Origin of the sequence: Streptomyces anulatus (assembly GCF_014650675.1) — a bacterium.
GTDB lineage: Bacteria > Actinomycetota > Actinomycetes > Streptomycetales > Streptomycetaceae > Streptomyces > Streptomyces anulatus.
Genome location: NZ_BMVK01000019.1, coordinates 111,075 through 137,374 on the forward strand (window position 1 = coordinate 111,075; position 26,300 = coordinate 137,374).

Annotated in this window: 27 protein-coding genes; 2 read left to right on the forward strand and 25 right to left on the reverse strand. The window is 71.3% G+C overall.

What is annotated here, in order from left to right; all coding sequences use genetic code 11:
- Nucleotides 1-97 precede the first annotated feature (97 nt).
- From pyrH to rpsB, 3 genes are all read right to left on the reverse strand, one after another.
- Nucleotides 98-874, reverse strand: a complete 777-nt coding sequence (pyrH, locus tag IE272_RS32890) for a UMP kinase (protein WP_007452480.1) — start codon at nt 872-874, stop codon at nt 98-100.
- 161 nt (nt 875-1,035) lie between these two features.
- Nucleotides 1,036-1,872, reverse strand: coding sequence for a translation elongation factor Ts (gene tsf, locus IE272_RS32895; RefSeq protein WP_018960720.1), 837 nt, complete (start codon nt 1,870-1,872; stop codon nt 1,036-1,038).
- Nucleotides 1,873-1,971: 99 nt separating this feature from the next.
- Nucleotides 1,972-2,916, reverse strand: a complete 945-nt coding sequence (gene rpsB / locus IE272_RS32900; RefSeq protein WP_007452482.1) for a 30S ribosomal protein S2 — start codon at nt 2,914-2,916, stop codon at nt 1,972-1,974.
- Nucleotides 2,917-3,238: 322 nt separating this feature from the next.
- Between rpsB and IE272_RS32905 the strand changes: the two genes are divergently transcribed.
- Nucleotides 3,239-3,994: a M23 family metallopeptidase gene (locus tag IE272_RS32905; RefSeq protein WP_190009370.1), complete on the forward strand. Its 756-nt coding sequence runs from the start codon at nt 3,239-3,241 to the stop codon at nt 3,992-3,994.
- Here the strand turns inward: IE272_RS32905 and IE272_RS32910 are convergent.
- The 17 genes from IE272_RS32910 to IE272_RS32990 all read right to left on the reverse strand — a co-directional run bounded on the left by IE272_RS32910 (nt 3,945) and on the right by IE272_RS32990 (nt 16,882).
- Complete coding sequence (locus tag IE272_RS32910) at nt 3,945-4,502, reverse strand: TetR/AcrR family transcriptional regulator (RefSeq protein ID WP_050358584.1); 558 nt, start codon at nt 4,500-4,502, stop codon at nt 3,945-3,947. The genes IE272_RS32905 and IE272_RS32910 overlap by 50 nt on opposite strands.
- A gap of 105 nt (nt 4,503-4,607) precedes the next feature.
- Nucleotides 4,608-5,444 carry an RNA polymerase sigma factor WhiG gene (whiG, locus tag IE272_RS32915; protein ID WP_050358585.1) on the reverse strand — a complete coding sequence of 279 codons (837 nt, stop codon included), beginning with the start codon at nt 5,442-5,444 and terminating at the stop codon, nt 4,608-4,610.
- 254 nt (nt 5,445-5,698) lie between these two features.
- Nucleotides 5,699-6,811 (reverse strand): DNA-processing protein DprA, encoded by a 1,113-nt coding sequence (dprA, locus tag IE272_RS32920; RefSeq protein WP_190009409.1) that lies wholly within the window; start codon nt 6,809-6,811, stop codon nt 5,699-5,701.
- A gap of 134 nt (nt 6,812-6,945) precedes the next feature.
- A complete protein-coding gene (locus tag IE272_RS32925) occupies nt 6,946-8,568 on the reverse strand; it encodes a YifB family Mg chelatase-like AAA ATPase (RefSeq protein WP_190009372.1) in 1,623 nt (540 codons plus the stop codon).
- Nucleotides 8,568-8,927 carry a YraN family protein gene (locus IE272_RS32930; protein ID WP_050358587.1) on the reverse strand — a complete coding sequence of 120 codons (360 nt, stop codon included), beginning with the start codon at nt 8,925-8,927 and terminating at the stop codon, nt 8,568-8,570. Before IE272_RS32930 ends, IE272_RS32925 begins: the two co-directional genes overlap by 1 nt.
- Nucleotides 8,928-9,086: 159 nt before the next feature.
- Nucleotides 9,087-9,395: a DUF2469 domain-containing protein gene (locus IE272_RS32935; protein WP_003965949.1), complete on the reverse strand. Its 309-nt coding sequence runs from the start codon at nt 9,393-9,395 to the stop codon at nt 9,087-9,089.
- 64 nt (nt 9,396-9,459) lie between these two features.
- On the reverse strand, nt 9,460-9,948 hold the full coding sequence (locus IE272_RS32940) for an NUDIX hydrolase (protein ID WP_190009374.1): 489 nt from the start codon (nt 9,946-9,948) through the stop codon (nt 9,460-9,462).
- Complete coding sequence (gene lepB, locus IE272_RS32945; RefSeq protein ID WP_190009375.1) at nt 9,945-10,700, reverse strand: signal peptidase I; 756 nt, start codon at nt 10,698-10,700, stop codon at nt 9,945-9,947. Before lepB (IE272_RS32945) ends, IE272_RS32940 begins: the two co-directional genes overlap by 4 nt.
- Nucleotides 10,701-10,750: 50 nt before the next feature.
- On the reverse strand, nt 10,751-11,647 hold the full coding sequence (gene lepB / locus IE272_RS32950; RefSeq protein WP_050358590.1) for a signal peptidase I: 897 nt from the start codon (nt 11,645-11,647) through the stop codon (nt 10,751-10,753).
- On the reverse strand, nt 11,550-12,626 hold the full coding sequence (gene lepB / locus IE272_RS32955) for a signal peptidase I (RefSeq protein WP_190009377.1): 1,077 nt from the start codon (nt 12,624-12,626) through the stop codon (nt 11,550-11,552). The genes lepB (IE272_RS32950) and lepB (IE272_RS32955) overlap by 98 nt, the downstream gene beginning before the upstream one ends.
- The gene (gene lepB, locus IE272_RS32960; protein ID WP_190009379.1) at nt 12,619-13,389 is read right to left on the reverse strand and encodes a signal peptidase I; all 771 of its coding nucleotides are present in this window, start codon (nt 13,387-13,389) and stop codon (nt 12,619-12,621) included. The genes lepB (IE272_RS32955) and lepB (IE272_RS32960) overlap by 8 nt, the downstream gene beginning before the upstream one ends.
- A 45-nt stretch (nt 13,390-13,434) precedes the next feature.
- Nucleotides 13,435-13,785, reverse strand: coding sequence for a 50S ribosomal protein L19 (gene rplS / locus IE272_RS32965; protein WP_050358593.1), 351 nt, complete (start codon nt 13,783-13,785; stop codon nt 13,435-13,437).
- Between the two features lie 130 nt (nt 13,786-13,915).
- Nucleotides 13,916-14,737 (reverse strand): tRNA (guanosine(37)-N1)-methyltransferase TrmD, encoded by an 822-nt coding sequence (gene trmD, locus IE272_RS32970; protein ID WP_056704185.1) that lies wholly within the window; start codon nt 14,735-14,737, stop codon nt 13,916-13,918.
- The gene (gene rimM / locus IE272_RS32975; protein ID WP_190009381.1) at nt 14,737-15,327 is read right to left on the reverse strand and encodes a ribosome maturation factor RimM; all 591 of its coding nucleotides are present in this window, start codon (nt 15,325-15,327) and stop codon (nt 14,737-14,739) included. The genes trmD and rimM overlap by 1 nt, the downstream gene beginning before the upstream one ends.
- Before the next feature lie 121 nt (nt 15,328-15,448).
- The gene (locus IE272_RS32980; RefSeq protein WP_003965959.1) at nt 15,449-15,688 is read right to left on the reverse strand and encodes an RNA-binding protein; all 240 of its coding nucleotides are present in this window, start codon (nt 15,686-15,688) and stop codon (nt 15,449-15,451) included.
- 2 nt (nt 15,689-15,690) lie between these two features.
- Nucleotides 15,691-16,131: a 30S ribosomal protein S16 gene (gene rpsP / locus IE272_RS32985; RefSeq protein WP_007452840.1), complete on the reverse strand. Its 441-nt coding sequence runs from the start codon at nt 16,129-16,131 to the stop codon at nt 15,691-15,693.
- A 157-nt stretch (nt 16,132-16,288) separates the two neighbouring features.
- Nucleotides 16,289-16,882, reverse strand: coding sequence for a hypothetical protein (locus IE272_RS32990; protein ID WP_018509633.1), 594 nt, complete (start codon nt 16,880-16,882; stop codon nt 16,289-16,291).
- Nucleotides 16,883-17,333: 451 nt separating this feature from the next.
- On the opposite strand from IE272_RS32990, the gene IE272_RS32995 reads away from it, so the two are divergent.
- Nucleotides 17,334-18,218 carry a methyltransferase domain-containing protein gene (locus IE272_RS32995; protein ID WP_190009383.1) on the forward strand — a complete coding sequence of 295 codons (885 nt, stop codon included), beginning with the start codon at nt 17,334-17,336 and terminating at the stop codon, nt 18,216-18,218.
- Nucleotides 18,219-18,291: 73 nt separating this feature from the next.
- On the opposite strand, the gene ffh is transcribed toward IE272_RS32995, so the two are convergent.
- The 5 genes from ffh to nsdA form a co-directional block, all read right to left on the reverse strand.
- Nucleotides 18,292-19,839: a signal recognition particle protein gene (gene ffh / locus IE272_RS33000; RefSeq protein WP_050358597.1), complete on the reverse strand. Its 1,548-nt coding sequence runs from the start codon at nt 19,837-19,839 to the stop codon at nt 18,292-18,294.
- 131 nt (nt 19,840-19,970) lie between these two features.
- Nucleotides 19,971-22,430, reverse strand: coding sequence for a [protein-PII] uridylyltransferase (locus IE272_RS33005; RefSeq protein WP_050358598.1), 2,460 nt, complete (start codon nt 22,428-22,430; stop codon nt 19,971-19,973).
- 29 nt (nt 22,431-22,459) lie between these two features.
- Nucleotides 22,460-22,798, reverse strand: coding sequence for a P-II family nitrogen regulator (locus IE272_RS33010; RefSeq protein WP_007452846.1), 339 nt, complete (start codon nt 22,796-22,798; stop codon nt 22,460-22,462).
- Entirely contained in the window at nt 22,795-24,147 is a 1,353-nt protein-coding gene (locus IE272_RS33015) for an ammonium transporter (protein ID WP_050358599.1), read from the reverse strand. Before IE272_RS33015 ends, IE272_RS33010 begins: the two co-directional genes overlap by 4 nt.
- Before the next feature lie 353 nt (nt 24,148-24,500).
- A complete protein-coding gene (gene nsdA / locus IE272_RS33020) occupies nt 24,501-25,976 on the reverse strand; it encodes a transcriptional repressor NsdA (RefSeq protein ID WP_050358600.1) in 1,476 nt (491 codons plus the stop codon).
- Between the last annotated feature and the right edge of the window lie 324 nt (nt 25,977-26,300).

Below are 26,300 nucleotides of genomic sequence, written 5' to 3' on the forward strand. Positions count from 1 at the left end.
GGCCCGGCGTCGTCATCGCCTGGCCCTGCGGGTCCTGCGTCGCGTCCTCACCTGCACGGTGTCCGACCGGCAGGCCGTTGTCCATCCTGGGGGGCCGTCAGGCCCGAGTGCTCGCGTCGCTCACAAGCGTGCCGATCTTCTCACCCTTGACCGCGCGAGCGATATTGCCCTCGGTGGTCAGCTCGAAGACGAGGATCGGGAGCTGGTTGTCACGGCAGAGCGTGATGGCGGTGGCGTCGGCGATCTTCAGATCGCGGGTGATCACCTCGCCGTACTCCAGTGCGTCGAACTTCACCGCGTCGGGGTTGGTCTTCGGGTCGGAGTCGTAGACCCCGTCCACGCCGTTCTTCCCCATGAGCAGCGCCTCGGCGTCGATCTCCAGGGCGCGCTGGGCGGCGGTGGTGTCGGTGGAGAAGTACGGCATGCCCATACCGGCACCGAAGATCACCACGCGCCCCTTCTCCAGGTGCCGTACGGCGCGGAGCGGGATGTACGGCTCGGCGACCTGGCCCATGGTGATGGCGGTCTGGACGCGTGAGTCGATGCCTTCCTTCTCCAGGAAGTCCTGGAGTGCCAGGCAGTTCATGACGGTGCCGAGCATGCCCATGTAGTCGGACCGGGCCCGGTCCATGCCGCGCTGCTGGAGCTCGGCGCCACGGAAGAAGTTGCCTCCCCCGATGACCACCGCGATCTGGGCGCCGTCGCGTACGACGGCGGCGATCTCGCGGGCGATGGTGTGCACGACGTCGGGGTCGACGCCGAGTCCGCCGCCACCGGCGAAGGCCTCGCCGGAGAGCTTCAGCATGAAGCGCCCGGAACCCTTGTCGTCGTCGCCCTTGCCGTCGGCCTGAATGGCGTCCGCGCCCTTGTCCATGGAAATTCTCCTCGTGCACATACGAAGAAGGCCATTGCCGGTGGGTCTGGTGTCCCTACAGCGGCAATGGCCTCCTCGTCAGATCTGCGGTCGTCCGGCGTGGGTGCGGCCGTCGACTGCACCAGACCTTATCGGGTTCGGTGCTGTTCGCCCGGACGGACTCAGATGCCGACCTTGATGCGCGAGAAGCGCTTCAGGGTGACACCGGCCTCGTCCAGGACCTTCTGGACCGACTTCTTGGCGTCCAGCGCGTACGGCTGGCCCAGGAGAGTGGCCTCCTTGAAGAAGCCGTTGACCCGACCCTCGACGATCTTCGGGAGCGCGGCCTCGGGCTTGCCCTCGGCGCGCGTGGTCTCCTCGGCGACGCGGCGCTCGGCCTCGACGACCTCGGCCGGGACGTCCTCACGGGACAGGTACTTCGGGGCGAAGGCGGCGATGTGCTGCGCGATGCCCTTGGCCAGCTCGGCGTCGGCCTTGTCCAGCTCGACCAGAACACCGATCTGCGGGGGCAGGTCGGGCATGGTGCGGTGCATGTACACACCGACGTAGGCGCCGGTGAACTGCGCGAAGCGGTCCAGGACGATCTTCTCGCCGAGGTTGGCGTTGGCCTCGTCGACGTACGCCTGGACGGTCTTGCCGGCCTCGATCTCGGAGGCGAGCAGCGCCTCGATGTCGGCCGGGGAGGTCGCGGCGACGTGAGCGGCGAGGGTGTTGGCGACGGCCTGGAACTTCTCGCCCTTGGCGACGAAGTCCGTCTCGCACTTCAGCTCGAGGAGGACGCCGGACGTCTGGTCCTCGGAGATGAGGGAGACGACGGCACCGTTCTCGGCAGAACGGCCCTCGCGCTTGGCGACGCCCTTCTGGCCCTTGATACGGAGCGCCTCGACGGCCTTGTCGACGTTGCCGTCGGCCTCGTCGAGCGCCTTCTTGCAGTCCATCATGCCGGCGCCGGTGAGCTCGCGGAGCTTCTTGACGTCAGCGGCGGTGTAGTTCGCCATGAGTCTGTATGTCTCTCTCGAAGTCTGAAAGATCTACGGGTGAACGGCGGGGGCGACGCTTGTGGCGTCGGCCCCCGCCGTCAGCAGCCGTGACGGGTGTCAGGCCTGCTCGGCGTCCGCGTCGGCGGCCGGGGCCTCGGCGGCGGCCGGAGCCTCGACAGCGGCCTCGGCCTCGGCGACGGCCTCGGCCGGCTTCTCGGCGTCGGCGACCTTCTCGGTCTCGGCGGAGGTCTGGACCTCGGCGGCAGCCGCGGTCTCGTCCTTCTTGTCGCCCTCGAGCAGGTCGCGCTCCCACTCGGCGAGGGGCTCGCCGGCGGCCTTCTCGCCCGGCTTCGAGTCACCGGTGGCGGCACCGGAACGGGCGATGAGGCCCTCGGCGACGGCGTCGGCGATCACGCGGGTGAGCAGGGTGACGGAGCGGATCGCGTCGTCGTTGCCCGGAATCTTGTAGTCGACCTCGTCGGGGTCGCAGTTGGTGTCGAGGATCGCGACGACCGGGATGTGGAGCTTGCGCGCCTCACCGACGGCGATGTGCTCCTTCTTGGTGTCGACGATCCAGACGGCGCTGGGCACCTTCTGCATCTCGCGGATACCACCGAGGGTCTTCTCCAGCTTGGCCTTCTCGCGCGAGAGGACCAGGAGCTCCTTCTTGGTGAGGCCGGAGGCGGCCACGTCCTCGAAGTCGATGAGCTCGAGCTCCTTCAGACGCTGAAGGCGCTTGTAGACGGTGGAGAAGTTGGTGAGCATGCCACCGAGCCAACGCTGGTTGACGTACGGCATGCCGACGCGCGTCGCCTGCTCGGCGATGGCTTCCTGGGCCTGCTTCTTCGTACCCACGAACATGATGGAGCCGCCGTGGGCGACGGTCTCCTTGACGAACTCGTAGGCGCGGTCGATGTACGACAGCGACTGGAGCAGGTCGATGATGTAGATGCCGTTGCGCTCGGTGAAGATGAAGCGCTTCATCTTCGGGTTCCAGCGACGGGTCTGGTGACCGAAGTGGACGCCGCTTTCCAGCAGCTCCCGCATCGTGACGACGGCCATGGCCGTACTCCTTGAGGTGCTCGGTTATCGCGTCCGCAGGTTTGCGGTCGCGCCTGACGCCCCGACGCGCCGTGCCACGAGGGACCGAGGAGCGCGGCCACCTCCGAGAAGAGGGAGGTGGCGGGGCGTGCGAAGTCGACCCGGTGACCCGGATCGCCGTAAGAAGTGTACGGGACCCGTCGGGTGCCTGATGACGGCGATGTCCACAACCGGGTGACGGCGATGTCCACGGCCGGGTGGGCGCGATATCCACAACCGGCGAGTAGTCCACAGGAACGGTCCGCGATCCCCGGAATCCCGGCCTCCGGGCCATCGTGACGGCATGCGCCATCAGCCCGGCCCACGCCGCTCCCCCGCCCACCGCACCCCGCTCGTGCTGCTCTCCGTGTTCTTGCTGTACGTGCTGTTCCCGGCCGCCCCTGCGCCCCCGGGCGGGTCCGCCGTGCCGGCCGGGGCTCCGGCGCCCGCGCCGGGGGCGGTCACCGGCAGAGACAGCGGAGCGGAAGGCGGTGCGGACACCGCCCTGGACGGCGGTGCGGACAGCGGCACTGACGGCAGCACGGGCGGCGGTGCCCGGAGCTGGCCGCTGACGGGGAGGCCCGCGGTGTTACGGGGGTGGGAGCCGCCCGCCGGTCCGTACGGGCCCGGACATCGCGGCGTGGACCTCGCGGCGGGGCCGGGCGCCCGGGTGCTGGCGGCCACCGACGGCCGGGTGTCGTTCGCGGGGCGGGTGGCGGGACGCGGGGTGGTCGCCATCGAGGTGGCCGGCAGCGGTTGGCCACCGCTGCGCACCACGTACGAACCGGTGCGGGCGCTGGTCGAGGAGGGCGCGAGCACCCGGGCAGGGCAGCCGGTCGGAGTGCTGGAGGAGGGGCCGTCCCACTGCGCGGAAGGCTGTCTGCACTGGGGGCTGCGGCGCGGGGACGCCTATCTGGACCCGCTCTCGCTGCTGCCGCCCTCACTGCTGCGGAGAGGCCCCTCGCGGCTGCTGCCGGTGTTCGAGGTGCCGGAGGCCGACGCCGTCCGGGTCAGCCGCTCACACCGCGCAGCACCATCGCGACGACGGTGTCCGCGATGACGTCCGGCTCCTCCGCGACGCCCAGTTCGATACGGCGCACGGCGGCGTCGACCGAACCCTGCATGAGCATGGCGGCCAGCCTCGGCTGTGCGTGGCCGAGGTCTCCGAGCGCTTCGACGATCATGGCGATCAGCCCGCCGTGCGCGGCCCGGATCTTCTCCCGGGCGCCCGCGTCCAGCTCGCTCGCGGAGATCGCGACGACCGCGCGGTGCCGACGGTCCCCGACGAGGTCGAGCTGCCGGCGCACATACGCCTCGATCTTCGCCTCGGGCGTCTCGGCGCCCTGCATGGCGTTCTCGACCTCGGCCGCCCAGACGGGGAAGTCGACGGCGCACAGCTCCTCGACGACGGCGGCACGGGAGCGGAAGTACTCGTACACGGAGGACCGGGCGAGGCCCGTGCGCTCGGCGAGCGCGGGGAAGGTCAGCGCCTCCGTACCGCCCTCGGACAGCAGGGAGCGCGCGGCGTCCAGGAGGGCGCCGCGCTGCATGGTCCGGTGCTCGGCCACTGAGGCCGCTCGAATCCTGGGCACGCCTCCACTCTACGGCGGCAGGCGTGCGGGGGAAGGGCACGGCCGCCGATCGGATGGCCGGAGAGTGCCGGGAGGGGGACGTCAGCGACCCGCGTCGGCCAGCTTCGCCCGGAGCTGGAGCACGGATTTGGTGTGGATCTGGCTGACCCGGCTCTCGGTCACCCCGAGGACGTTGCCGATCTCCGCGAGGGTGAGGCCCTCGTAGTAGTAGAGGGTCACCACGGTCTTCTCGCGGTCGGGCAGGGTGTTGATGGCCCGCGCGAGCAGTCTTCTCAGCTCGCGGTCCTCGGCGACCTCCACCGGATTGTCGGCGGCGGTGTCCTCCAGGGTGTCCATCAGGCTCAGTCGGTCGCCGCCCTCGCCTCCGACGTGCAGCAACTCCTCCAGGGCGACCACATTCGCCAGCGACAACTGGCTGAAAACAGCGTGCAGTTCCTCCAGCGCGATGCCCATCTCCGAGGCGACCTCGGACTCCGACGGCGTGCGCCTGAACTGCGCCTCCAGCGTGGCGTACGCACGCTCCACGTTCCGCGCCTTCTGCCGGACGGACCGCGGGATCCAGTCCAGGGCCCGGAGTTCGTCGATCATCGCGCCGCGGATTCTGGTGATCGCGTACGTCTCGAACTTGATGGCCCGTTCGATGTCGAACTTCTCGATGGCGTCGATCAGTCCGAAGACCCCGGAGGAGACGAAGTCGGCCTGCTCGACGTTGGACGGCAGCCCCACGCTCACCCGGCCCGCGACGTACTTCACGAGCGGCGAGTAGTGCAGGATCAGCTGCTCCCGCAGCCGCTCGTCGCCCGTGGTCTTGTAGGAGCGCCACAACTCGTCGAGGGAGGAGGGGGCGGGAGGGCGCACAGTGCCACGCGCAACCGGTGGTACTGCCGCGCGGTCAGACCCGGAGGTGTGCTGGGGCATGTGGTGCCTTGAGCCGTTCTGCCGTGAAGTGCTGGGGGACTTTTGTCTGGGGCGGAATCCTTGTGAGCGTAGCGTGACTGTGACGTCGCAGTCCGCGCAGGACGGGAGATCCCTGCCGCCCGATCGCGTTCCGCCGTTCACGCCGTCCGCGCCCGCCGGGAGCCGGGGCCGCCGCCGTGGGCGCGGGCCCTGAACAGGTCACCGATCGATCGTGCGAGGTCATCGGCCTTACCTTTTCACCCGAATGCTCCAGGTCAAGTATCGCCTCGCCGCGCGTCGTCGTTGCGTGCCGATGGAGGCGTCAACCGCCAGCCGTCGCCCTCTCGTTCGACGAACCCCAGTGAGTGCAGTTCGTACAGTCGACCGAGCGTTTCGTCGGCGGACGTCCCCGCGGTGCGGGCGAGGTCACGGGGGTGGGCGACACCGTGGTAGGGGAGCGCATCGAGGACCCGCGCGGCGACCGCGTCCAGGTGGTCCCTGGGCAGCACCGGGCCCCGGCGGACCGGCGGAAGGTCGCCGATGTCCCCGACCAGCTCGACGACTTCGTCCGCGTCGGTGACGAGCACTCCCTCACCGCGCAACAACTCGTGGACCCCTGCCGACAGACCGCTGGTGGCGGGACCGGGTACTCCCATCGCGAAGCGGCCGAGCCGTTGCGCCTGGCGGGCGGTGACCAGCGAACCGCTGCGGTACTCGGCCTCGACCACGACCGTCCCCCTGGTCAGCGCGGCGATGACACGGTTGCGCAGGATGAACCTGCTGCGGGTGGGGTGGGAGGACGGGGGCAACTCGGCGATGATGAGACCTTGTTGTGCCAGCCGCCCGAGCAACTCGGTGTGCCCGCGCGGGTAGGGGACGTCGACCCCGCAGGCCAGCACCGCCGTCGTCGCTCCGCCCGCGGCCAGCGCGCCGCGGTGGGCGGCCCCGTCCACGCCGAACGCCGCCCCCGACACCACCACCCAGCCCCGCTCGGCGAGCCCGGAGCCGAGGGTCGCCGCCATGTGCGCCCCGTACGGGGTGCAGGCCCTCGCGCCGACCAGCGCGACCGAGCGCAGGGACCACAGCCGCAGATCGGGCCGCCCCCGCACCCAGAGCCCGACGGGCCGCGCGTCGCCCAGGTCGTCCAGTTGGCTCGGCCACTCCCGGTCCCCGGGGCAGACGAACCGCCCGCCCACCGCGGCGACGGCGGCCAGGTCCCGCCCCGGCTCCACGGATGCGGCACGCAGCCGGTAGCCCCCGAGCCGTGCGGCGGTCATCCCCGGCAGTCTCTCGGCGGAGCCGTCCTCGACGGTGAGCCTCCGCATCAGCTCGATGGGTCCGGTGCTCCGGAGCCAGCTCCCCGCGCGCTCGTCCCCCGGCTCCAGCACCCGGGTCAGCGCGGCCCTGGCCAGCCGCTCCGGCTCCCTGCCCCGGCCCGGGTCCCGGCCCGCCTCCTCGCCGGGGACGCGGTCTCGACCGTCGTCCCGGCCCGCTCCCTGCCGCCGCTCCCCCGTCAGCCCGGTCACCGCTGCACCGTCCCCATCGGCACCCCGCGCTGGATTCCGGTCCGCAGCTCCAGGGCGACCGCCACGTCGGAGGCGTCCGGCCGGTCGGCGCCGCGCAGATCCGCCACGGTCCACGCCACCCTCAGTACCCGGTCCAGCCCCCGGGCCGTGAGGATCCCGCGCTCCAGGTCCCGCTCCGCGGCCGCCAGCGCCCCCGGGGCCGCGACCAGCCGGGTCCGCAGCTCGTGGCCCGGCACCTCGCTGTTCGTGGTCCACGGGGTGCCGACCAGCCGCTCGGCCGCCCGCGCCCTGGCGTCCCGCACCCGTGCGGCGACGACGGCCGTCGACTCGCCGCGGCCGCCGTGCCCCAGGAGGTCGGCGCGGTCGACAGGCTCCACCTCGACCCGCAGGTCCACCCGGTCGAGGAGGGGCCCGGACAGGCGCGCCTGGTAGCGGCGGACGACCGAGGGCGGGCACTCGCAGCCCGCGCCGGTGAGGCTGTGCCGGCCACAGGGACACGGATTGGCGGCCAGCACCATCAGGAAGCGGGCCGGCAGCCGCACCACCCCCGCGGCCCGCGCGACCACCACATGACCGGACTCCAGCGGCTGCCGCAGCGCGTCGAGGGCCTTGCCCGAGAATTCGGGGGCCTCGTCCAGGAAAAGCACCCCCCGGTGGGCGAGGGAGACCGCCCCGGGCCTCGGCATCCCGTTGCCCCCGCCGACCAGGGACTGCATGGTCGCCGAGTGGTGCGGGGCGCAGTAGGGCGCCCGGGAGACGAGCGGTTCACCCGGGGGGAGGATGCCCGCCACGGAGTGGACCGCCGTCACTTCGAGGGATTCCTGCCGGGTCAGCGGCGGCAGGACCGACGACAGCCGCTCGGCCAGCATGGTCTTGCCCGCGCCCGGCGGGCCCGAGAACAGCAGATGGTGTCCTCCGGCCGCGGCCACCTCCAGGGCCTGGCGCGGGCGGGGCTGCCCCGCGACGTCCGCCAGGTCCGGCAGGTGCCCGTCGCCCAGCGCGGCGGCCGGGGCGAGCCCCGTTCCGAGGCCCGTGCCGGGGATCATCAGCCCGGCCAGCATGGCGTCGGGACGCCCCTGGCCCTCGACCGGCTCCTCGGGCACCGGTTCGTCGCACAGCACGGCGATGAGCTGGCGCAGGCTCCGGACGCCGAGGACCGAGATCCCCGGCACCAGGGCCGCCTCCCCGGCCGTCTGCTCGGGGACGACGACCTGCTCGTACCCCGCTTCGGCCGCCGCGAGGACGGCGGGCAGCACGCCCCGTACCGGACGGACCCGGCCGTCCAGACCCAGCTCGCCGATCATCACCACGTCGGCGATCATGGCGGGGTCGATCCGCTCCGCCGCACCGAGGACCGCGCACGCGACGGCGAGGTCGAAGCCCGAACCGCTCTTCGGCACGGAGGCCGGGGAGAGGCCGACCGTGAGCTTCTTCTGCGGCCACTCGGCACCGGAATTGACCACGGCGGCCCGCACCCGGTCCCGGCTCTCGACCAGGCTCTTGTCCGGCAGCCCGACCAGGGTGAAGGCCGCCACCCCCGGCTCCAGGTCCGCCTGGACCTCCACCACCACGCCCTCGACGCCGACCAGCGCCACGGAACACGCTCGCGCGAAGCCCATCAGGACACCCCCCGGGCGTGCTCCGTGACCGGGGCTCCGCGCCGGGGCACGATCACCCCGATCAGGTCGATGCGGACCCCGCCGGGCGGTGGCCCGCCGTGCCGGTCGAGCCAGATCTCGGCGAGCCGTCGCAGCCGGTCCGCCTTGACCGGACCGACCGCCGCCATCGGGTGTTCGAACCCTTGTGACCGGCGCGTCTTCACCTCGCAGAAGACCAGGGCGTCGCCGTCCCGCGCCACGATGTCGATCTCTCCGGCGCGACAGCGCCAGTTGCGCTCGACCACCGCCATCCCGGCTTCGGCCAGCAGCCGTGCCGCCAGGTCCTCGCCGTACCGCCCGAGTGCCCCCCGTGCGTTCATATCGGCACCACCTCCGGCACCGACTGTGCCCCGGCCCGCCCCAAGATGTGGATCTTGGTGGACAACTCCCCGGATGTGGAAAACCCGGCCACCCACACGGATGACCGGGTCGTTCCTGCAACGCGCGTATCGGCGGCCCGGCAGCGGGGCGGCGCGGGGTCAGCCTCCCGGAAGTTCCAGATCGCTCTTGTTGAGCTCTTCGATGTTGACGTCCTTGAAGGTCAGCACGCGGACCTGCTTGACGAACCTCGCGGGCCGGTACATGTCCCAGACCCAGGCGTCCGCCATGGACACCTCGAAGAAAACCTCACCCTGGACGGAGTGCACCTGCATCTCGTAGTCGTTGGTGAGGTAGAAGCGCCGTTCGGTCTCGATCACATATTTGAACAGACCGACGACATCGCGGTACTCCCGGTAGAGCTTCAGCTCCATCTCGGTCTCGTACTTCTCGAGGTCCTCGGCGCTCATGGCATGTTTCCCCTTCAGCCGTGCGTGCCCCCATTGTGCGTCAGCCTCCGGCGCCCCTGGACGATTAGACGATTTCGGGGGCCAGAACCAGCGGATCGCACGGGGGACCCTCGTCGAGGAGCGTGCGGAGCAGCTCGGCGAGTCTGGTCGGGTACACCGTCTCACGCGTCGCGAGCAGTTCGGCGGAAGTCCACCACCTCAGACCGGCGACGCTGCGCAGTTCCAGGTCGGTGAGTCCCCGCGGGGCCGTCGCGGTCTGTGTCGTACGGGCCAGGTAGTACCACTCGTCCTGGTCCCAGCGCCGCCCGTCGAACGGGAAGGAACAGATGCGGGTCCAGAGCAGCGGGCCCAGCTCGATGTCCGTGATCCCGGTCTCCTCCTCCAGCTCGCGGCGGGCCGCCTCCTCCCGGGTCTCGTCGCCCTCCAAGCCGCCGCCCGGGGTGAACCACCAGGTGTCGGCCGGGTCGTCCGGCTCGTGGCCGTGCAGCAGCAGGACGCGGTCGTCGGGGTCCAGGAGGACCACCCGGGCGACCCTGCGGGCCCCGGAGGTCACCGGGCCCCTCCGGCGGCCGTCCTCCGGCGGGCGAGGCGCGCCGCCACGGGTGCGTACACCGAGCCGCCGAGGATCAGTGCGACGCCCACCAGGATCGCGCCCAGCTGGATGGGCAGCGGCCCGGCGGCGGACACCCCGCCGGGCAGTGCGGCGAACGAGGAGGGCCGGTCGATCATGCCGTCCATCGGCCAGGCCACCGCGTCCACCCGGGCCTGCACGGCGCTCAGCGGCACGGAGCCCTTGCCGGCGTCCTGGAGGTGGACCCGGGAGTCCAGGGAGGTGGCCCGTTCGTCGCCGAGCAGGAAGATCTGGCCCCGGGGCACGGTGGCGGAGAAGTCCTGGGGCGAGGCCGGCGCCTTCGCGCCCTGGGCGGCCGGGGCCCGGTCGAGGTAGGGCTCGTCGACGGGGGTTCCATTGACGGTGAGCCGCCCCTCCCGGTCGCAGCACGCCACCTTGTCGCCGCCGACCCCGACGACGCGCTTCACCATCGGTGTGGCGCCCCAGACCTCGTCGGTGAAGACCACCACGTCACCGCGCCGGACGTCGGCGCCGTCTATCCGCTCGGCGAGCACCCGGTCCCCGGGCTTCACCGTGGGGGACATCGAGTCGGTCGGGACCGTGTACGGCTGGTAGACCACCGCCGCCCACACGAAACCGCCGAGGAAGAGCACACAGCCGACGGCCACGGCCAAGCCCGACACCATGGCGCCGAGCCGGCCGCGGCCGTCTTCCTTGCGTTCTGTACCGCTCATCCCAGCGCTCCCCCGTCGGAGATCGACAATCGCTGATCCGAGTCGGCACCCTACCCGGCGGTACGCCCGGCGGTCAGCCTCCGGCGGCGCCACAACACGAGGGGCACCGCTCCGGCTACACCCAGTGCCGCCGGCGCCATCGCGGCGGCCGCGTTCAGACCGGGCTGGTCGAAGGTGTCCGGGACCGGAAGGGTCGCCCAGCGGCCCAGCGGCCAGGCGACGACGACGGCGCGGCCGACGACCTCGTCAGTGGAGACCGTGCCCTGTCCCGGGAGCTCCTGGTGGTAGCGCGAGTCCAGGGAGTTCTGCCGGTGGTCGCCCATGACGAAGATCCGGCCGTCCGGCACCTTGATCGGGCCGAAGGGCTTGTCGTTGCACGGGGTGTTCCCCGGGAAGATGAACGACTTCTCGTCCAGGCTCTTCCCGTTGACCGTGACCGGCCCGTTCTCCTTGCACTCCACGGTGTCGCCGCCGACCGCGATGACCCGCTTGATCAGGTCCTTCTCCTCGGAGGACGGCATCAGGCCGATGAAGCTCAGGAACTTCTGCACCGCGTTGGGCTCCGGGGTCACGGTGTCCTCCAGCCAGCCGCCCGGGTCGTGGAAGACCACGACCTCGCCGCGCTCCGGCTCCGAGCCGAACCACGGGGTCAGCTTGTCGACCAGCACCCGGTCTCCCCGCTGCAGAGTGTTCTGCATGGAGTCCGAGGGGATCGAGAACGCCTGGACCAGGAACGTCTTGATCAGCAGCGCCAGAACCAGCGCGATGCCGACGAGCAGCGGCAGCTCCAGCCAGAAGGAACGCTGCCTCCTGGGTGGCCTGCCGCCGTCGCCGCCCGAGGTGTCGTCCTCACCCTCCGGCGGGACCGCCGCCCCGCCCGCGGGAGACTCGTCGCGCTCCGGCCGGTCCTCGGGTTCGTCGTGTCCGGATCGTGCGCCGACCGCCAAATCCCCCACATCCACTCCTCAATACGTGCCACTGCCCGCGCCCGATCCGGTGCAGGCCCACCACTCCCATAACGAGCGGGAGTTCCGCAGGGGTCGGGAGCCGGACCATTCCATAGGGATCCGGAGGTGCCACACTATTCGACGTGGCCGGAGCCGCCGCCTCCGATGCGCGCGCGTCCGGAACCGCGGTGAAGGTGTCGCGCTGCTCCAGGGTGCTCCAGTTGCCGAACGGCCAGGCGATCACGACGGCCCGCCCCACGACTTCTTCCTCGGAGACCGTGCCCCGGTCGGGTTCGTCGAGGTGGAAGCGGGAGTCGGCGGAGTCGGACCGGTGGTCCCCCATCATGAACAACCGGCCCTCGGGAACCTTCACCTCGAACGAGATGGTCGAGGGCCGGTCGTCGGGGTGGAGGTACGTCTCGGCCAGCGGTACGCCGTTGACGGTGACCCGGCCGTCCTCGCCGCAGCACTTCACGGTGTCGCCGCCGACCGCGATGACCCGCTTGATCAGGTCCTGCTCGTCGTCGGACGGCAGCAGCCCGATGAAGGTCAGCAGCTCGGTGACCTGCTTGACGCCGATCGGCGGGTCCTTCTTCTCCCCGGGGTTCTCCTGCTGGAGCCAGCCGCCGGGGTCCCTGAACACCACGACGTCGCCGCGCTGCGGCTCCGACCCGAACCACGGGGTCAGCTTGTCCACGAGCACCCGGTCGCCGATCCGGATGGTCTGTTCCATCGACCCGGACGGGATCACGAACGCCTGGACCAGGAACGTCTTCAGGACGAGCGCGATCAGCAGCGCCACGACGACGAGGACGGGTATCTCCCTCACCGCGGACCCGCGGCGCCTGCGCCGGACCTTCTTGGCGAGCCGGCGGCGTTCCGCCCGGGTGGGCAGGGAGCGCGGCCCGGTGGGCCTGGTCCCGGTCGGCAGGGACGCGTCGGGGTCGGGGGCGCCGCGCGGACGGCCGCGGTTACCCATGCGCCGCGCCGGGCGCCCGTACGCCGGCGAAGGCGCCGGTCCCCTCCAGCGAACCCGTCCGGGCGGGCGGCCAGCCCAGCCAGTCCACCCGGCCGGTCACCCGCTCGACGGGGACCATCCCGCCCCCGGGCGATCCCAGATGATCCCGGGAGTCGCTGGAGCGGCTGCGGTGGTCGCCCATCATCCACAGAGCGCCGGCGGGCACCTCGATGGCGAAGGGAGCCCGGGAAGCGGTGTCACCGGGGTACAGGTACGGCTCGTCCACCGTCACGTCGTTGACCGCGAGCCTCCCCCGCGCGTCGCAGCAGACGACGCGGTCGCCGCCCACGCCCACCACCCGCTTCACGAAGTCGGTGTCGGCGGGCTCCGTGAGCCCCAGGGACGAGGCCGCCCCGCGCACCAGCCCGGTCAGGGGGTTCGCGCCGAGGTCCTCCCGAACGAACGAGCCCGTGCCGTCGAAGACCACCACGTCGCCGCGCTCGGGCTCGGCGCCGAAGCGGTACGCCAGTTTGTTGACGAGGACCCGGTCACCGACCTTCAGCGTGGGCTCCATCGAGCGGCTGGGGATCAGGAAGGGCTGGACGACGTAGGAACTGAACAGCAGCAGGGCGACGGTGACCAGGACCACCCCGGTGAGCACCCGCCGCCAGGACAGAACGGAGAGGACACGGTCCCGCGTACGCGAAAAGCGCGACCTCTCCCCTGATCCCGTGTCGGGTTCCGGGGAGCGGTCGCGCTCCGAGTGCTGTGCTTGCGTGTCCATCGCGGCCGAAGCTTATCCGGCCACGCTGTGAACGCGTGCGGCAGCTCAGTTGTCGCGCTTCTCCTTGATCTTCGCGGCCTTGCCGCGCAGCTCACGGAGGAAGTACAGCTTGGCGCGACGGACGTCACCGCGGGTGACGAGCTCGATCTTCTCGAAGATCGGGCTGTGCACCGGGAAGGTGCGCTCGACGCCGACGCTGAAGGAGACCTTGCGGACCGTGAAGGTCTCGCTGACGCCCGAGCCCTGGCGGCGGATGACAACACCCTTGAACTGCTGGATACGGGAGCGGTTGCCCTCGATCACGCGCACGTGGACGTTGACGGTGTCACCGGGACGGAACGCCGGGACGTCCGAACGGAGGGTGGCGGCGTTGACGCCATCGAGCAGGGAAGTCATGGTTTCTGCTTTCTTCGCCGATGCCACAGGTCATCGACGGAATGTCGTTGAAGAGTTCGGAGTGCTGATCGCGTCGGGCGGGCGTCTTTCCCCCTGTGGCAGGGGCGCACACCGGACGTACAGCAGCGGCCTATTCTTCCACGGCGGTGGGCCTGCGCCAAAATCGGCCGCCGGGCTCCGGGGCGAAGCCGAGGATGGAGAGGATCTCCCGGTCCTTCTTGTCGAAGGCGCTCGCCTCGCACCGCTCGATCAGGTCGGGCCGGTTGAGTGCCGTGCGGGCGAAGGCCTGGTCCCGCCGCCAGCGGGCGATCTTGCCGTGGTGGCCGCTGAGCAGGACGTCCGGGATGGAGCGGCCGCGCCACTCGGGCGGCTTGGTGTAGACGGGGCCCTCCAGGAGGTTGGCCATCGCGCCCGGGGCGAAGGAGTCGTCCCGGTGGGACTCGGCGTTGCCGAGGACACCGGGCAGCAGCCGGGCCACGGCCTCCGTGATCACCAGGACGGCCGCTTCCCCGCCGGCCAGCACATAGTCCCCGATGGAGACCTCGACGACCCGGAGCCGGGTGGCGTACTCGTCGATCACCCGGCGGTCGATGCCCTCGTACCGAGCCGGGGTGAAGACGAGCCAGGGCTCGGCAGAGAGTTCGACGGCCAGTTCCTGGCCGAACGGCCGGCCGCTGGGCGTGGGCACGACGAGTACCGGGGAGTGCGCCCCGGCCTCGTAGCCGTCGGCCAGGGCCTCGTCGAGCGCCTCGCCCCAGGGTTCGGTCTTCATGACCATGCCGGGGCCGCCGCCGTAGGGGGTGTCGTCGACCGTGTTGTGCCGGTCGTACGTCCACTCCCGCAGGTCGTGGACGTGGACGTCCAGCACGCCGCGGGCGCGGGCCTTGCCGACCAGGGAGACGTTCAGCGGTTCCAGGTACTCCGGGAAGATCGTGACGACGTCGAGCCGCATCAGGCGTCGCCCTTCGGCGCCTCGTCCGCGTCCCCGGCGGCCTCTTCCTCTTCGTCGCGCGAGGAGACGACCACGGCCTCGCTCTCGTCGATCAGGCCGGGCGGCGGGGTGATCACCGCGCGCTGCTCCTCCAGGTCGATCTCGGTGACGATCTCCTCCACGAAGGGGATCATCACCTCGCTGCCGTCGGGGCGCTCCACGATGAACAGGTCCTGCGAGGGCAGGTGGGAGATCTCGGTGATCCGGCCGATCCCGGTGCCGTCGGCGAGCACCACGTCGAGGTCGATCAACTGGTGGTCGTAGAACTCGTCCTCGTCCTCGGGGAGCTCCTCCGGGTCCACCTCGGCGATCAGCAGGGTATTGCGCAGCGCCTCGGCGCCGGTGCGGTCGCGCACCCCTTCGAAGCGCAGCAGGAGCCTGCCGCTGTGGACCCGGCCCGTCTCGATCGTCAGCGGACCCGTCGCCGCCGGTTCGGTGGCCAGGACGGCGCCGGGTCCGAGCCGCAGCTCCGGCTCGTCCGTTCGTACCTCGACGGTGACCTCGCCCTTGATGCCGTGGGCGCGGCCGATCCGCGCGACTACCAACTGCACGCTGTTCTCCGATTGGTGGGGTGGGGACGTCGACCTGTCGGAAACGTCCGGGGGGCCGACGACAAAGGCCGGGGACGGCCCGAAGGCCCTCCCCGGCCCTGGCCGGTGTTCAACTCGCTTATCAGCGAACCTGGTCCACATCGACGAGGTCGACGCGGATCCCACGGCCGCCGATGGCACCCACGACCGTACGCAGAGCGCGAGCGGTGCGGCCGTTACGGCCGATCACCTTGCCGAGGTCGTCGGGGTGGACCCGAACCTCCAGCACGCGCCCGCGGCGCAGGGTGCGCTCGGCAACCTGCACGTCGTCGGGGTTGTCGACAATGCCCTTCACGAGGTGCTCGAGAGCCTCCTCGAGCATGCTCAGGCCTCGGTCGACTCGGTGGACGCGGGGGCCTCAGCCGCCTCGTCCGCCTTCTTGTCGGCCTTCTTGGCCTTGGGGGTGATGGCCTCACCCTTGGCCTCGTCGCCGTCCGAGGACAGCGCCTCGAACAGCGCACGCTTGTCAGCCTTGGGCTCCGGCTGCAGCAGCGGCGCGGGGGCCGGGAGGCCCTTGTGGGCCTGCCAGTCACCGGTGAGCTTCAGGATCGCGAGGACCGGCTCGGTCGGCTGGGCGCCGACGGACAGCCAGTACTGCGCGCGCTCTGCGTTGACCTCGATGCGCGAGGGGTTCTGCACCGGGTGGTACAGGCCGATCTCCTCGATGGCCCGACCATCACGGCGGGTACGGGAGTCGGCGACGACGATGCGGTAGTGAGGCGAACGGATCTTGCCCAGACGCTTCAGCTTGATCTTGACTGCCACGGAAGTGGTGTCTCCTGGTCTATGACGTGGTTGGGCACAACTAGATGCCACGTGGGGTTGCGGTACTCGGAGTGCCCGATGGACGCGTCAGCCGGAGGAGAGAGGGGTCCTGTGCGACTGTCGAGTACAGCTAGCCATTGTGCCACACCACATCGGCTCACCCCACCGCGACCGCCGCTTCCGGAATCTGGAACGGCTTGCCGCAGCCGCCGCAGACGATCGGCGCCTGCGCCAGGACCGACGGGACGACGCGGACGTTGCGTCCGCAGTCGCAGACGGCCTTGACCCGCACGCCGCCCCCGGAGGAACCGTGCCGGGCGGCAGGTCCGCGGAAGGAGCGCTTGGTGTCGGCGGCGGTGGCGACGGTGTGCGCCTTGAGGGCGCGCTGCAGCCGTTCGGTGGTCGGACGGTACCGGCGCTTGGCTTCCGGATTCAGCGTGACCAGCGAGAATCCGCTGCTGGGGTGGGGTTCCTCGGCATGATCGAGGCCCAGCTCCTCGGCGATCGCGAGGAAGCGTCGGTTGTGGTAGCGGCCGGCGCGGGAGGTGTCTCGGACTCCTCTCGCGGCGGCGATGCCGTGGACTGCCTCGTGGAGCAGTCGCTCGAAGGAGAGCTCGGCGCCACAGGCGGACGAGGACTCTCCGATCAGGGACTCGGGCGCGGCAAGATCGGGCAGCTCGGGGTGGTACCGCTGAATGTCGGCCCACGCCTGTGCCAGCTCTGCGGCAAGTACAGGTGGTGTCGTGCTCACGTCGTGACAACGAGCCCGAGGGCCCCGGTGTTCCTATTCCGGGGCATCCCAAATAATTTGCACGTACCAGTCAGTTGCCCTTGATGCGTCCGGACGAGGGCGGGTGCGCAGAACTGCGGAGAAGACGCACAGCTCACACCAAGGTGGTGCACAGCGTGCGGTACGCCCGGAGCTTCGGATGTGAGGTGCGCGGGCGGCCCGCGCTCCTGACGAATCCGCCCGAGAGACTACCCGCCGCCGCGCTCGACGTGCCCGGCGCGGGGTGTCGGGTAAGACTGGTCGGAGAGCAGACGTGGGACGGGGCGCACGAACGGGGCACGCAAGCACTGCTCCACAACCCCTGGACGGAACGGCGGATGCGCAGTTCTCTGGCTACGGGGTGCGGAACACACGCACACGGGGGACGTCCACTCGGGCACGACCGACCTCTTGGCGGATTGGGGACCTTTCCATGACACCAACGCTCGTCCGGAACCAGCCGGCCGCGGACGCCTCCGCGCCGGCGGACGCCGGTACCCGCGCACGCGACTGGGCCGAGATCCAGGAACGCATGCTCGCGCCGCTGTACGAGGCGGTGTACGACCGGATGGAAGTCGGGGCCGCCACCCGGATGCTGTCCCTCGGCTGCGGCTCGGGCCTCGCGATGCTCGTCGCGGCGGCCCGGGGGGCGCACGTCACGGGTGTGGACTCCGACCGGGAGCGCCTGGCGCTGGCCCGGGCCCGGCTGCTGCCCGACGCCGACTGGGACGACGCGCCCGCGCACTCCCCGCATCCGGCCCGCCGTCGGGCCCGGCTGCTGGAGGACGGGCGGCCCGCGCCCGCCGGCGCGGACAGCACTCCGTACAACCTGATCACGGTCTTCGAGCCGATCGGCTGTGCCGCCGGGGACTCCGAGGGGCTGGTTCCGGCGCTGCGGTCGGCGGTGCCGTTGGCCGTCCGGGGCGCCTCGGTGGTGCTGACCGGGTGGGGTCCGCCGGAGCGCTGCGCCACGGCCGCGGTGCTGCGGGTGGCCGCGCGGCTCGCGGAGTCCGCGCGTCCGCCGCGTACCGAACCCGGCCGGTGGCGGCCCACGCTCCGGGACGATCTGGAGGACGTGGCGGCGCGGGCCGGGCTGAAGCCGGACGGTTCGGGGCGGGTGTCCTGCCCGTTCGGCTACGCGGACGTGAACAGCGCGGTGCGCGGGCTGCTGTCCACCGGGCTCTTCGACGCCGCGGTACGGGCCACGGACCGCTCCCAGGTGGAGAAGGAGGTCGCGGAGGCCCTGCATCCGCACCGGCGTCAGGACGGCACGGTGTGGATGCCGAACGTCTTCCGCTATCTGGTCTGCGTGACCTGAGCGACCGGACAGGCGAACGCGTAAGGGGCGCCCTTGAGAAAGGGCGCCCCTTACGCGTGGTGCTCGGTTCGAGCTACATGAACTTCTTGAACTCGTCCGGCAGCTCGAAGTTCTTGTCCTCCTGGGCGGGCAGACCGAACGCGCCGCCCTGGGCCGCCTGCTCGCGGCGCTCGGCGGCGGCGGCCTCCTCGGCCTTGCGCTTCATGGGGTTGCCGCTCTTGCGCTTGCCCTTGGCCTGCTTGACCTGCTTCTTCTGACGGCCGGGGCCGCCGCCCATGCCGGGCATGCCCGGCATCCCGGGCATGCCGCCGCCCTGGGCCATCTTCGACATCATCTTGCGGGCCTCGAAGAAGCGCTCCACCAGGCTCTTGACCGCGGAGACCTCGACGCCCGAACCCTTGGCGATACGGGCCCGGCGCGAGCCGTTGATGAGCGTCGGCTCGGCGCGCTCCTTGGGGGTCATCGACTTGATGATCGCGGCGGTGCGGTCGATGTCGCGCTCGTCGATGTTGTTGATCTGGTCCTTGATCTGCCCCATGCCGGGCAGCATCCCGAGCAGCTTGGAGATGGAGCCCATCTTGCGGACCTGCTCCATCTGGGCCAGGAAGTCGTCGAGGGTGAAGTCCTTGCCACCCTTGCTCGACTGGAGCTTCGAGGCCATTTTGGCGGCCTCTTCCTGGCTGAACGTCTTCTCCGCCTGCTCGATCAGGGTGAGCAGGTCACCCATGTCGAGGATGCGGGAGGCCATCCGGTCCGGGTGGAACGCGTCGAAGTCCTCCAGCTTCTCGCCGTTCGACGCGAACATGACCTGCTTGCCCGTGACATGGGCGATCGACAGGGCCGCACCACCGCGGGCGTCGCCGTCGAGCTTGGAGAGCACCACGCCGTCGAAGCCGACGCCGTCGCGGAAGGCCTCGGCGGTGTTGACCGCGTCCTGGCCGATCATCGCGTCGACGACGAAGAGGATCTCGTCGGGGCTGACGGCGTCGCGGATGTCCGCGGCCTGCTGCATCAGCTCCTGGTCGATGCCGAGGCGGCCCGCGGTGTCGACGATGACGATGTCGTGGACCTTGGCCTTGGCGAACTCGATGGAGTCCTTGGCGACCTGGACCGGGTCGCCGACGCCGTTGCCCGGCTCGGGGGCGTACACCGAGACGCCGGCGCGCTCGGCGACGACGCTGAGCTGGTTGACGGCGTTGGGGCGCTGGAGGTCACAGGCGACGAGCAGCGGGGAGTGGCCCTGGCTCTTGAGCCAGAGGCCGAGCTTTCCGGCCAGCGTCGTCTTACCGGCGCCCTGGAGGCCGGCGAGCATGATCACGGTGGGCGCGGTCTTGGCGAACCGCAGCCGCCGGGTCTCGCCGCCGAGGATGGAGACGAGCTCCTCGTTGACGATCTTGACGACCTGCTGGGCGGGGTTCAGCGCCTGGGAGACCTCGACGCCGCGCGCCCGCTCCTTCACATTGGCGATGAAGGCCCGGACCACGGGCAGGGCGACGTCGGCTTCCAGCAGGGCGATACGGATCTCGCGTGCCGTGGCGTCGATGTCCGCCTCGGACAAGCGGCCCTTGCCCCTGAGGTTCTTGAAAGTCGCGCTAAGGCGGTCGGAGAGAGTATCGAACACGGCGCTCGTCGGTCCTCAGGGTCGGGGGCGGGGCAGGTCAGTCGCCCTCCAGGGTATCCGTCCCCCGGAGAACGCCAAGCCCTCGCCCGGATACGGAGCCGGGCAAGGGCTCGATGTCGGGGCTCCAGGGTTCAGCCCAGCGCCTTCTCGACCTCCCGGGCGACCTCGGCGGCCCGGTCCGGGGACAGCGGTTCGCCGTCGGTCCCGGTGACGTAGAAGGCGTCCACGGCGTTGGCGCCGAGCGTGGAGACATGGGCGCTGCGCACCCGTACCGCGCTCTGTTCCAGGGCCCGGCCGATGCGGTGCAGCAGGCCCGGGGCGTCCTGGGCGCGGACCTCGATGACGGTGGCGCGGCGGGAGCCCGCGGCGGCCACGGTCACCCGGGGCGGCGGGGCCTTCACGCCGCGCCGGCGCGGGTAGGCGGCCTCGCGCTCGGCGAGGCGGGCCCGGATGTCCAGGGAGCCGTCGAGGGCGCGTACGAGGTCGGCGCGGAGGCGGGCGGCCTGCGGGAGGGACCCGTACTCGGCGGCGACCCGCCAGCTGAGCAGCAGCAGGTCCGCCCGCTCCCCCAGTTCGTTGGGCAGTTCCACCGCGCGCAGGTCGGCGGCGCGCACGGTGAGGCGGTGCAGGGCGAGGACTCCGGCGGCGGCGGGCAGCACGCCGGGGCGGTCGGGCAGGGCGATGAGGAGCTCGACGCCGACGGGTTCCACTTCGCCGTCCCCGGCGGGTTCCTCGGGCCGGGTGTGCAGGGCGAGGACGGGTTCGCCGGTGCGCAGGGCCTCGATTGCGAGGCGTTCGTGCTCGGCGCTGGGCGCGGCCTCCTCGGGCTCCTCCGGGGACTCCCCGGCGAGGACGGCGGCGACGCGCTTGACCAGGTCGGTGACGAGGGAGGCGCGCCAGGAGCTCCAGGCGGCGGGTCCGGTGGCCAGCGCGTCGGCCTCGGTGAGGGCGTGCAGCAGTTCCAGGGTGGAGGCGCTGGAGACGGCTTCGGCCACCGACCGGACGGTGGCGGGGTCGTCGAGGTCGCGCCGGGTGGCGGTCTCGACGAGCAGCAGATGGTGGCGTACGAGAGTGGCGATGACGCCGACGTCGTGCTTGTCGAAGCCGATCCGGGTGGCCATGTCCCGGGCGATGACCTCGCCGGCCACGGAGTGGTCGCCGGGCCAGCCCTTGCCGATGTCGTGGAGGAGCGCGGCGACCAGGAGGAGGTCGGGGCGGTGGACGCGGCGGGTGAGGGAGGCGGCGCGGACGGCGGTCTCCACGAGGTGCCGGTCGACGGTCCAGGTGTGGACGGCGTTGCGCTGGGGGCGGCAGTGGACGCGTTCCCAGTCGGGCAGCAGCCGGGTGATGATCCCTTCCGCTTCGAGCGCCTCCCAGACTCCGACGGTGGCCTCTCCCGCGCCGAGCAGGGTGACGAGTTCCTCGCGGGCCTCGGGGGGCCAGGGGACCGGCAGCGGCTGGGCGGTGGCCGCCAGGTGGCGGACGAGGTGTCGGGAGAGCGGGAGTCCGGCCTCGGCGGCGGCAGCGGCGGCGCGCAGCGGGAGGACCGGGTCGCGTTCGGGGCGGGCGGCGCGGGCGAGGACCACTTCGCCGTCCGCGTCCACCACGCCGTCGGCGAGCGGGGTGCGTTCGGGGGCGGCCTTGGCGCCGAGCCCGCCGCTGAGCATGGCGCGGAGCTTCGGGCGGACGGAGCGGGCGCGCAGGACCCGGTTGACCTCGCGCCAGGTGACGTCGGTGGCGTACGAGACGGTGCGGGCGGCCTCGTAGACCTTGCGCAGCAGGGTGTCGGCGTCGAGGAGGCCGAGGGCCCGGGCGACCTGGTCCTGTTCCTGGAGGGCGAGGCGGTCGGTGGCGCGTCCGGTGGTGAGGTGCAGGGCGTCGCGGGTGTCCAGGAGGGTGCGGCGGGCCTCGGCGAGGCCTTCGCGGGGGGCGTCGGCGACCCAGGACGCGGCCACGGCGCGCAGGGCGGTGGCGTCGCGGAGGCCGCCGCGGGCCTCCTTGAGGTCGGGTTCCAGGAGGAACTGGAGCTCGCCCATCCGTTCCGCGCGCTCCTGGCAGAGCTCGTGGAGGGCGGGGAGGCGTTTGGGGGCCTGGTTGCGCCAGTCGGCGAGGATCGCGGTGCGCAGGGAGGCGACGAGGCCGAGATCGCCGGCGACGGGCCGGGCGTCCAGCAGGCCGAGCTGGACCTTGAGGTCCTCGCCCGCGGTCTTCCTGGCCTCGCCGGGGGTGCGTACGGAGTGGTCGAGGGCCAGGCCCAGGTCCCAGACCGGGTACCAGACGGAGTCGGCGAGGGCGGCGAGGGCCGCAGCGTCGGCGCTGCCGTCGTGCAGGAGGAGCAGGTCGAGGTCGCTGCGCGGGGAGAGCTCGCCCCGGCCGTAGCCGCCGACGGCGACGAGGGCCGCGCCCCGTACCCCGGCGCGTGTCGCGGCGGCGGTGAACAGGCCGGTGAGCCAGTCGTCGGTGAGGCGGGCGAGGGCCGCACGGCGCGGCGGCCCGGACCGCGCCTCCTGCTGGAGGAGGCGCAGCCGGGCCGCCGCGTAGCCGCTGGGTCCCGAGCCTTCTGTTTCGGTGGTCACTTCGGTACTCGTCACCCAGCTGCCTTCCGTTTGCGGGCCGTCGGTCAGAGGGCGTCCGGGCCGCGCTCGCCAGTCCGTACGCGGACGGCGGTCTCGACCGGGACGCTCCAGACCTTGCCGTCACCGATCTTGCCGGTACGGGCGGCCTTGACGACGACCTCGATGAGCTGTTCGGAGTCCTCGTCCTCGACGAGGACCTCGATGCGGATCTTGGGGACCAGGTCGACGGTGTACTCGGCGCCCCGGTAGACCTCGGTGTGGCCGCGCTGCCGCCCGTAACCGCTGGCTTCCGTGACGGTGAGCCCCTGGACGCCGAAGGCCTGGAGGGCCTCCTTGATCTCGTCCAGCCGGTGGGGCTTCACGACCGCGGTGATGAGCTTCATGCGTCCACCTTCTTTGCCTTCGGTGCTGCCGTCGGGTCCGTCGCGGGGGCGGTGGTGCGGGAGACCGTGCCGCCGCCGGCGCCGCTGAAGTCGTACGCCGTCTCGGCGTGCTCGACCTGGTCGATACCGGAGATCTCGTCGTCCTCGGAGACCCGCATCCCGATCGTCCTGTCGAGCAGGAGGGCGATGAGCGCGGAGACGACCAGAGAGTACGCGAGGACGGCGACGACGCCGATGGCCTGCTTGCCGAGCTGTTCGAGGCCCCCGCCGTAGAAGAGGCCCTTGGCGTCGGACTGGACGCCGCCGGTGGCGAAGAAGCCGACCAGGATGGAGCCGATGATGCCGCCGACGAGGTGGACGCCGACGACGTCGAGGGAGTCGTCGTAGCCGAACCGGTACTTCAGGCCGACCGCCATGGCGCACAGCACACCGGCGATGGCGCCGACCGCGATCGCGCCGAGCGGGCTGACGGAGCCGCCCGCCGGGGTGATGGCGACGAGTCCGGCGACCGCGCCGGAGGCGGCGCCCAGGGTGGTGAAGGAGCCGTGGCGCAGCTTCTCGTAGACGAGCCAGCCGAGGACGGCCGCGGCGGTGGCGACCTGGGTGTTCAGGAACATGACCGCGCCGACGCCGTCGTCGTTGCCGAGCCAGGATCCGGCGTTGAAGCCGAACCAGCCGAACCACAGGAGGGCCGCGCCGAGCATGACGAGCGGCAGGCTGTGCGGCCGCATCGGGTCCTTCTTGAAGCCGACGCGCTTGCCGATGACCAGGATGACGCCGAGGGCGGCTGCACCGGCGTTGATGTGGACGGCCGTACCGCCGGCGAAGTCGATGACGCCCATCTCGAAGAGCCAGCCGCCGGTGCCCCAGACCCAGTGGGCGACGGGGAAGTAGACGACGCTGACCCACAGGACGATGAACACGGCCCAGGCCGTGAACTTCACCCGGTCGGCGAGGGCGCCGCTGATCAGGGCCGGGGTGAGGACGGCGAACATCAGCTGGAAGACGGCGAAGACGTAGACCGGGATGGTGTAGCCGTCCCAGAGTTCGGTGACGCCGATGTTGCTGAGGCCGACGTAGTCGGAGCTCCAGCCGATGACCGAGCCGACGTCGGAGCCGAAGGCGAGGCTGAATCCGTAGAGCACCCACAGGATCGTGACGATCCCGAGGCTGATGAAGCTCATCATCAGCATGTTGAGGGTGCTCTTGACGCGGACCATGCCTCCGTAGAAGAAGGCCAGGCCGGGGGTCATGAGCATCACCAGGGCCGAGCAGATGAGCATGAACCCGGTGTTGGCGGCAGACAGCTCGGGGGCGTCTGCGGCAAGCGTCGTGATGCCTGGGGGCATCGGCGTCTCCTCGTCGTCGGTGCGGCCGCGGCGTGCGGGGGAATGCTGCGGGACCACTGGGAAGGTGCGGGCCGGTTATGGGCCATGAGATTGGCCGAGCGCCGTTTCCGGGGATGCCGCACGATGTTTCGCGAGCGTGACGAAGAGGGATCGCGTGTTACGGCCGAATGAATCCGGGGTGGCGCGTCAGGTGTGCTGCCTACCATGCAGCGCACGCCGCATACGGTGCGGTTGAAACGCCCGGGAGCCGGAAAACACGAAACCGGCCACGGCGGCCCTCCGTGTGACCAGGCGATGGGGGAGCCGAGTCGGGCTGTACGGAAGGGGCGCCGCGGCCGGGGCCGAGGGGCCGGTCAGACCGCTTCGGCGGTCTCCGGCAGCTGTTCGTGGAGCAGCTCGGTGAGCCGGGCGACGTCGGCGACATCGCCGAAGTCCCTGGCAGCGGTGTCGACGGTCTTGCGCAGGCGGGTGTTCACGCGCTCGGAGCGGACCTTCTTGGCGATCTTCAGGGCGCGGGCGGCGAGCACGGTGGACTGCTCGGGCTCCCGCTGGAGGAGATGGACGGTGGCCATGCCGATGAGGTTGAGCGCGTAGGAGCGCTGGTGCTCGTCGTCCTCGCCGAACAGCTCCACGGCCTTGTCCATGACGGGCTGGGCGAGCGAGGCGTACGTGGGGCTGCGGCCGGCGACGTAGGCCAGGTCACGGTAGGAGTGGGCGTTCTCCCCGTTCAGCTCGGCCTCGGAGAAGAAGCGGATCCAGTCGGGCTCGGGCTCGCCGTCGAGACCGGCGTCCAGGAAGGTGTCCTCGGCCATCCGGACGGCCCGCTTGCACTTGCTGGGCTGGCCCATGTTGGCGTAGGCGCGGGCCTCCATCGCATACAGCATCGCCTGCGTACGGGAGGTGGCGCAGTCGCGGCTGCCGTACTGCGCGAGGTGGATCAGCTCCAGGGCGTCGTCGGGGCGGCCCAGGTGGATCATCTGGCGGCTCATGCTGGAGAGGATGTAGCTGCCGAGCGGCTTGTCCCCGGCTTCCTTGGCGGCGTGCAGGGCGAGCACGAAGTACTTCTGGGCGGTGGGCTGGAGGCCGACGTCGTAGCTCATCCAGCCCGCCAGCTCGGCCAGTTCGGCGGCGCAGCGGAAGAGGCGCTGGGCGGTGGGTCCGGGCTGGGGCTCCTGGAGCAGGTCGGTGACCTCGTGCAGCTGCCCGACGACGGCCTTGCGGCGCAGTCCGCCGCCGCACTGGGCGTCCCACTGCCGGAACATCGCGGTGGTCGACTCCAGGAGGTCCAGCTCGGGCCGGGAGAGCCGGGAGGGGCGATGGGCGGCGGCCGGGGCCTCCGGCTCGCCGGGGCTCTGGGCGGGGACGGGCACCAGCCAGCGCTGCATCGGCTCGATTAGGGCGGGCCCCGCGGCCAGCGCCAGCGAGCTGCCGAGGAAGCCGCGCCGGGCGAGCATCAGGTCGCTGCGGGAGAACTCGCTGAGCAGGGCGACGGTCTGGGGGCCGGCCCAGGGCAGGTCGACTCCGGCCACCGAGGGTGACTGGTGGGCGGTGCGCAGCCCGAGCTGTTCGATGGCGACGACGGTGCCGAAGCGCTCCGAGAACAGCTCGGAGAGGATGCGCGGGATCGGCTCGCGCGGCTGTTCCCCGTCGAGCCAGCGCCGCACCCGGGAGGTGTCGGTGCTGATGTGGAGGGCGCCCATCTGCCGGGCCCGCCGGTTCACCTGGCGTGCCAGCTCGCCCTTGGACCAGCCACTGCGCACGAACCACGACCCCAACTGCCCGTTGGGGCGCTTCCCGGCATCCGTGTCGCCTGCGCCGCTGCCACTCACTGGAACGCCCCCATCCCGCCGAAACCTCTATCGCGCGAACCATTATCAGAATGCCGTGCATCGGTGCTGTCCGTACGGGAGTTGAGACCCCCGGCCTGACGGCCATCACCGCATATCGTCGAACAGGAAATCGGGTTGCCCGCGGCATACCCGTGGGTGCACATACTCCCAGGGTTCGTGTACCGACGGTAATCCTACGATCACCCCTCCCGCGAGGGGGATTGAGGAAACGCCACCATTCGCCACCCCTTCGAATGAACCCGACTGCCGCCGGGCGCGCTTGACTTGAGCAACCAGGACCGAGGGCGGGCGGACGGAAGCACT

Excerpts from the sequence above, each read along its gene's own strand:
- rplS (WP_050358593.1), bottom strand. The coding sequence starts at position 13,785 with ATGACTTCCCTGCTCGATGGCGTCAACGCCGCCACCCTCCGTTCGGAC.
- IE272_RS32980 (WP_003965959.1), bottom strand. The coding sequence starts at position 15,688 with ATGCTCGAGGAGGCTCTCGAGCACCTCGTGAAGGGCATTGTCGACAAC.
- IE272_RS33015 (WP_050358599.1), bottom strand. The coding sequence starts at position 24,147 with ATGCCCCCAGGCATCACGACGCTTGCCGCAGACGCCCCCGAGCTGTCT.
- tsf (WP_018960720.1), bottom strand. The coding sequence starts at position 1,872 with ATGGCGAACTACACCGCCGCTGACGTCAAGAAGCTCCGCGAGCTCACC.
- lepB (WP_190009379.1), bottom strand. The coding sequence starts at position 13,389 with ATGGACACGCAAGCACAGCACTCGGAGCGCGACCGCTCCCCGGAACCC.
- lepB (WP_190009375.1), bottom strand. The coding sequence starts at position 10,700 with ATGAGCGGTACAGAACGCAAGGAAGACGGCCGCGGCCGGCTCGGCGCC.
- trmD (WP_056704185.1), bottom strand. The coding sequence starts at position 14,737 with ATGCGGCTCGACGTCGTCACGATCTTCCCGGAGTACCTGGAACCGCTG.
- pyrH (WP_007452480.1), bottom strand. The coding sequence starts at position 874 with ATGGACAAGGGCGCGGACGCCATTCAGGCCGACGGCAAGGGCGACGAC.
- IE272_RS32935 (WP_003965949.1), bottom strand. The coding sequence starts at position 9,395 with ATGAGCGCCGAGGACCTCGAGAAGTACGAGACCGAGATGGAGCTGAAG.
- IE272_RS32905 (WP_190009370.1), top strand. The coding sequence starts at position 3,239 with ATGCGCCATCAGCCCGGCCCACGCCGCTCCCCCGCCCACCGCACCCCG.
- rpsB (WP_007452482.1), bottom strand. The coding sequence starts at position 2,916 with ATGGCCGTCGTCACGATGCGGGAGCTGCTGGAAAGCGGCGTCCACTTC.
- lepB (WP_190009377.1), bottom strand. The coding sequence starts at position 12,626 with ATGGGTAACCGCGGCCGTCCGCGCGGCGCCCCCGACCCCGACGCGTCC.
- IE272_RS32995 (WP_190009383.1), top strand. The coding sequence starts at position 17,334 with ATGACACCAACGCTCGTCCGGAACCAGCCGGCCGCGGACGCCTCCGCG.
- IE272_RS32925 (WP_190009372.1), bottom strand. The coding sequence starts at position 8,568 with ATGGGCTTCGCGCGAGCGTGTTCCGTGGCGCTGGTCGGCGTCGAGGGC.
- whiG (WP_050358585.1), bottom strand. The coding sequence starts at position 5,444 with ATGCCCCAGCACACCTCCGGGTCTGACCGCGCGGCAGTACCACCGGTT.
- IE272_RS32930 (WP_050358587.1), bottom strand. The coding sequence starts at position 8,927 with ATGAACGCACGGGGGGCACTCGGGCGGTACGGCGAGGACCTGGCGGCA.
- IE272_RS33010 (WP_007452846.1), bottom strand. The coding sequence starts at position 22,798 with ATGAAGCTCATCACCGCGGTCGTGAAGCCCCACCGGCTGGACGAGATC.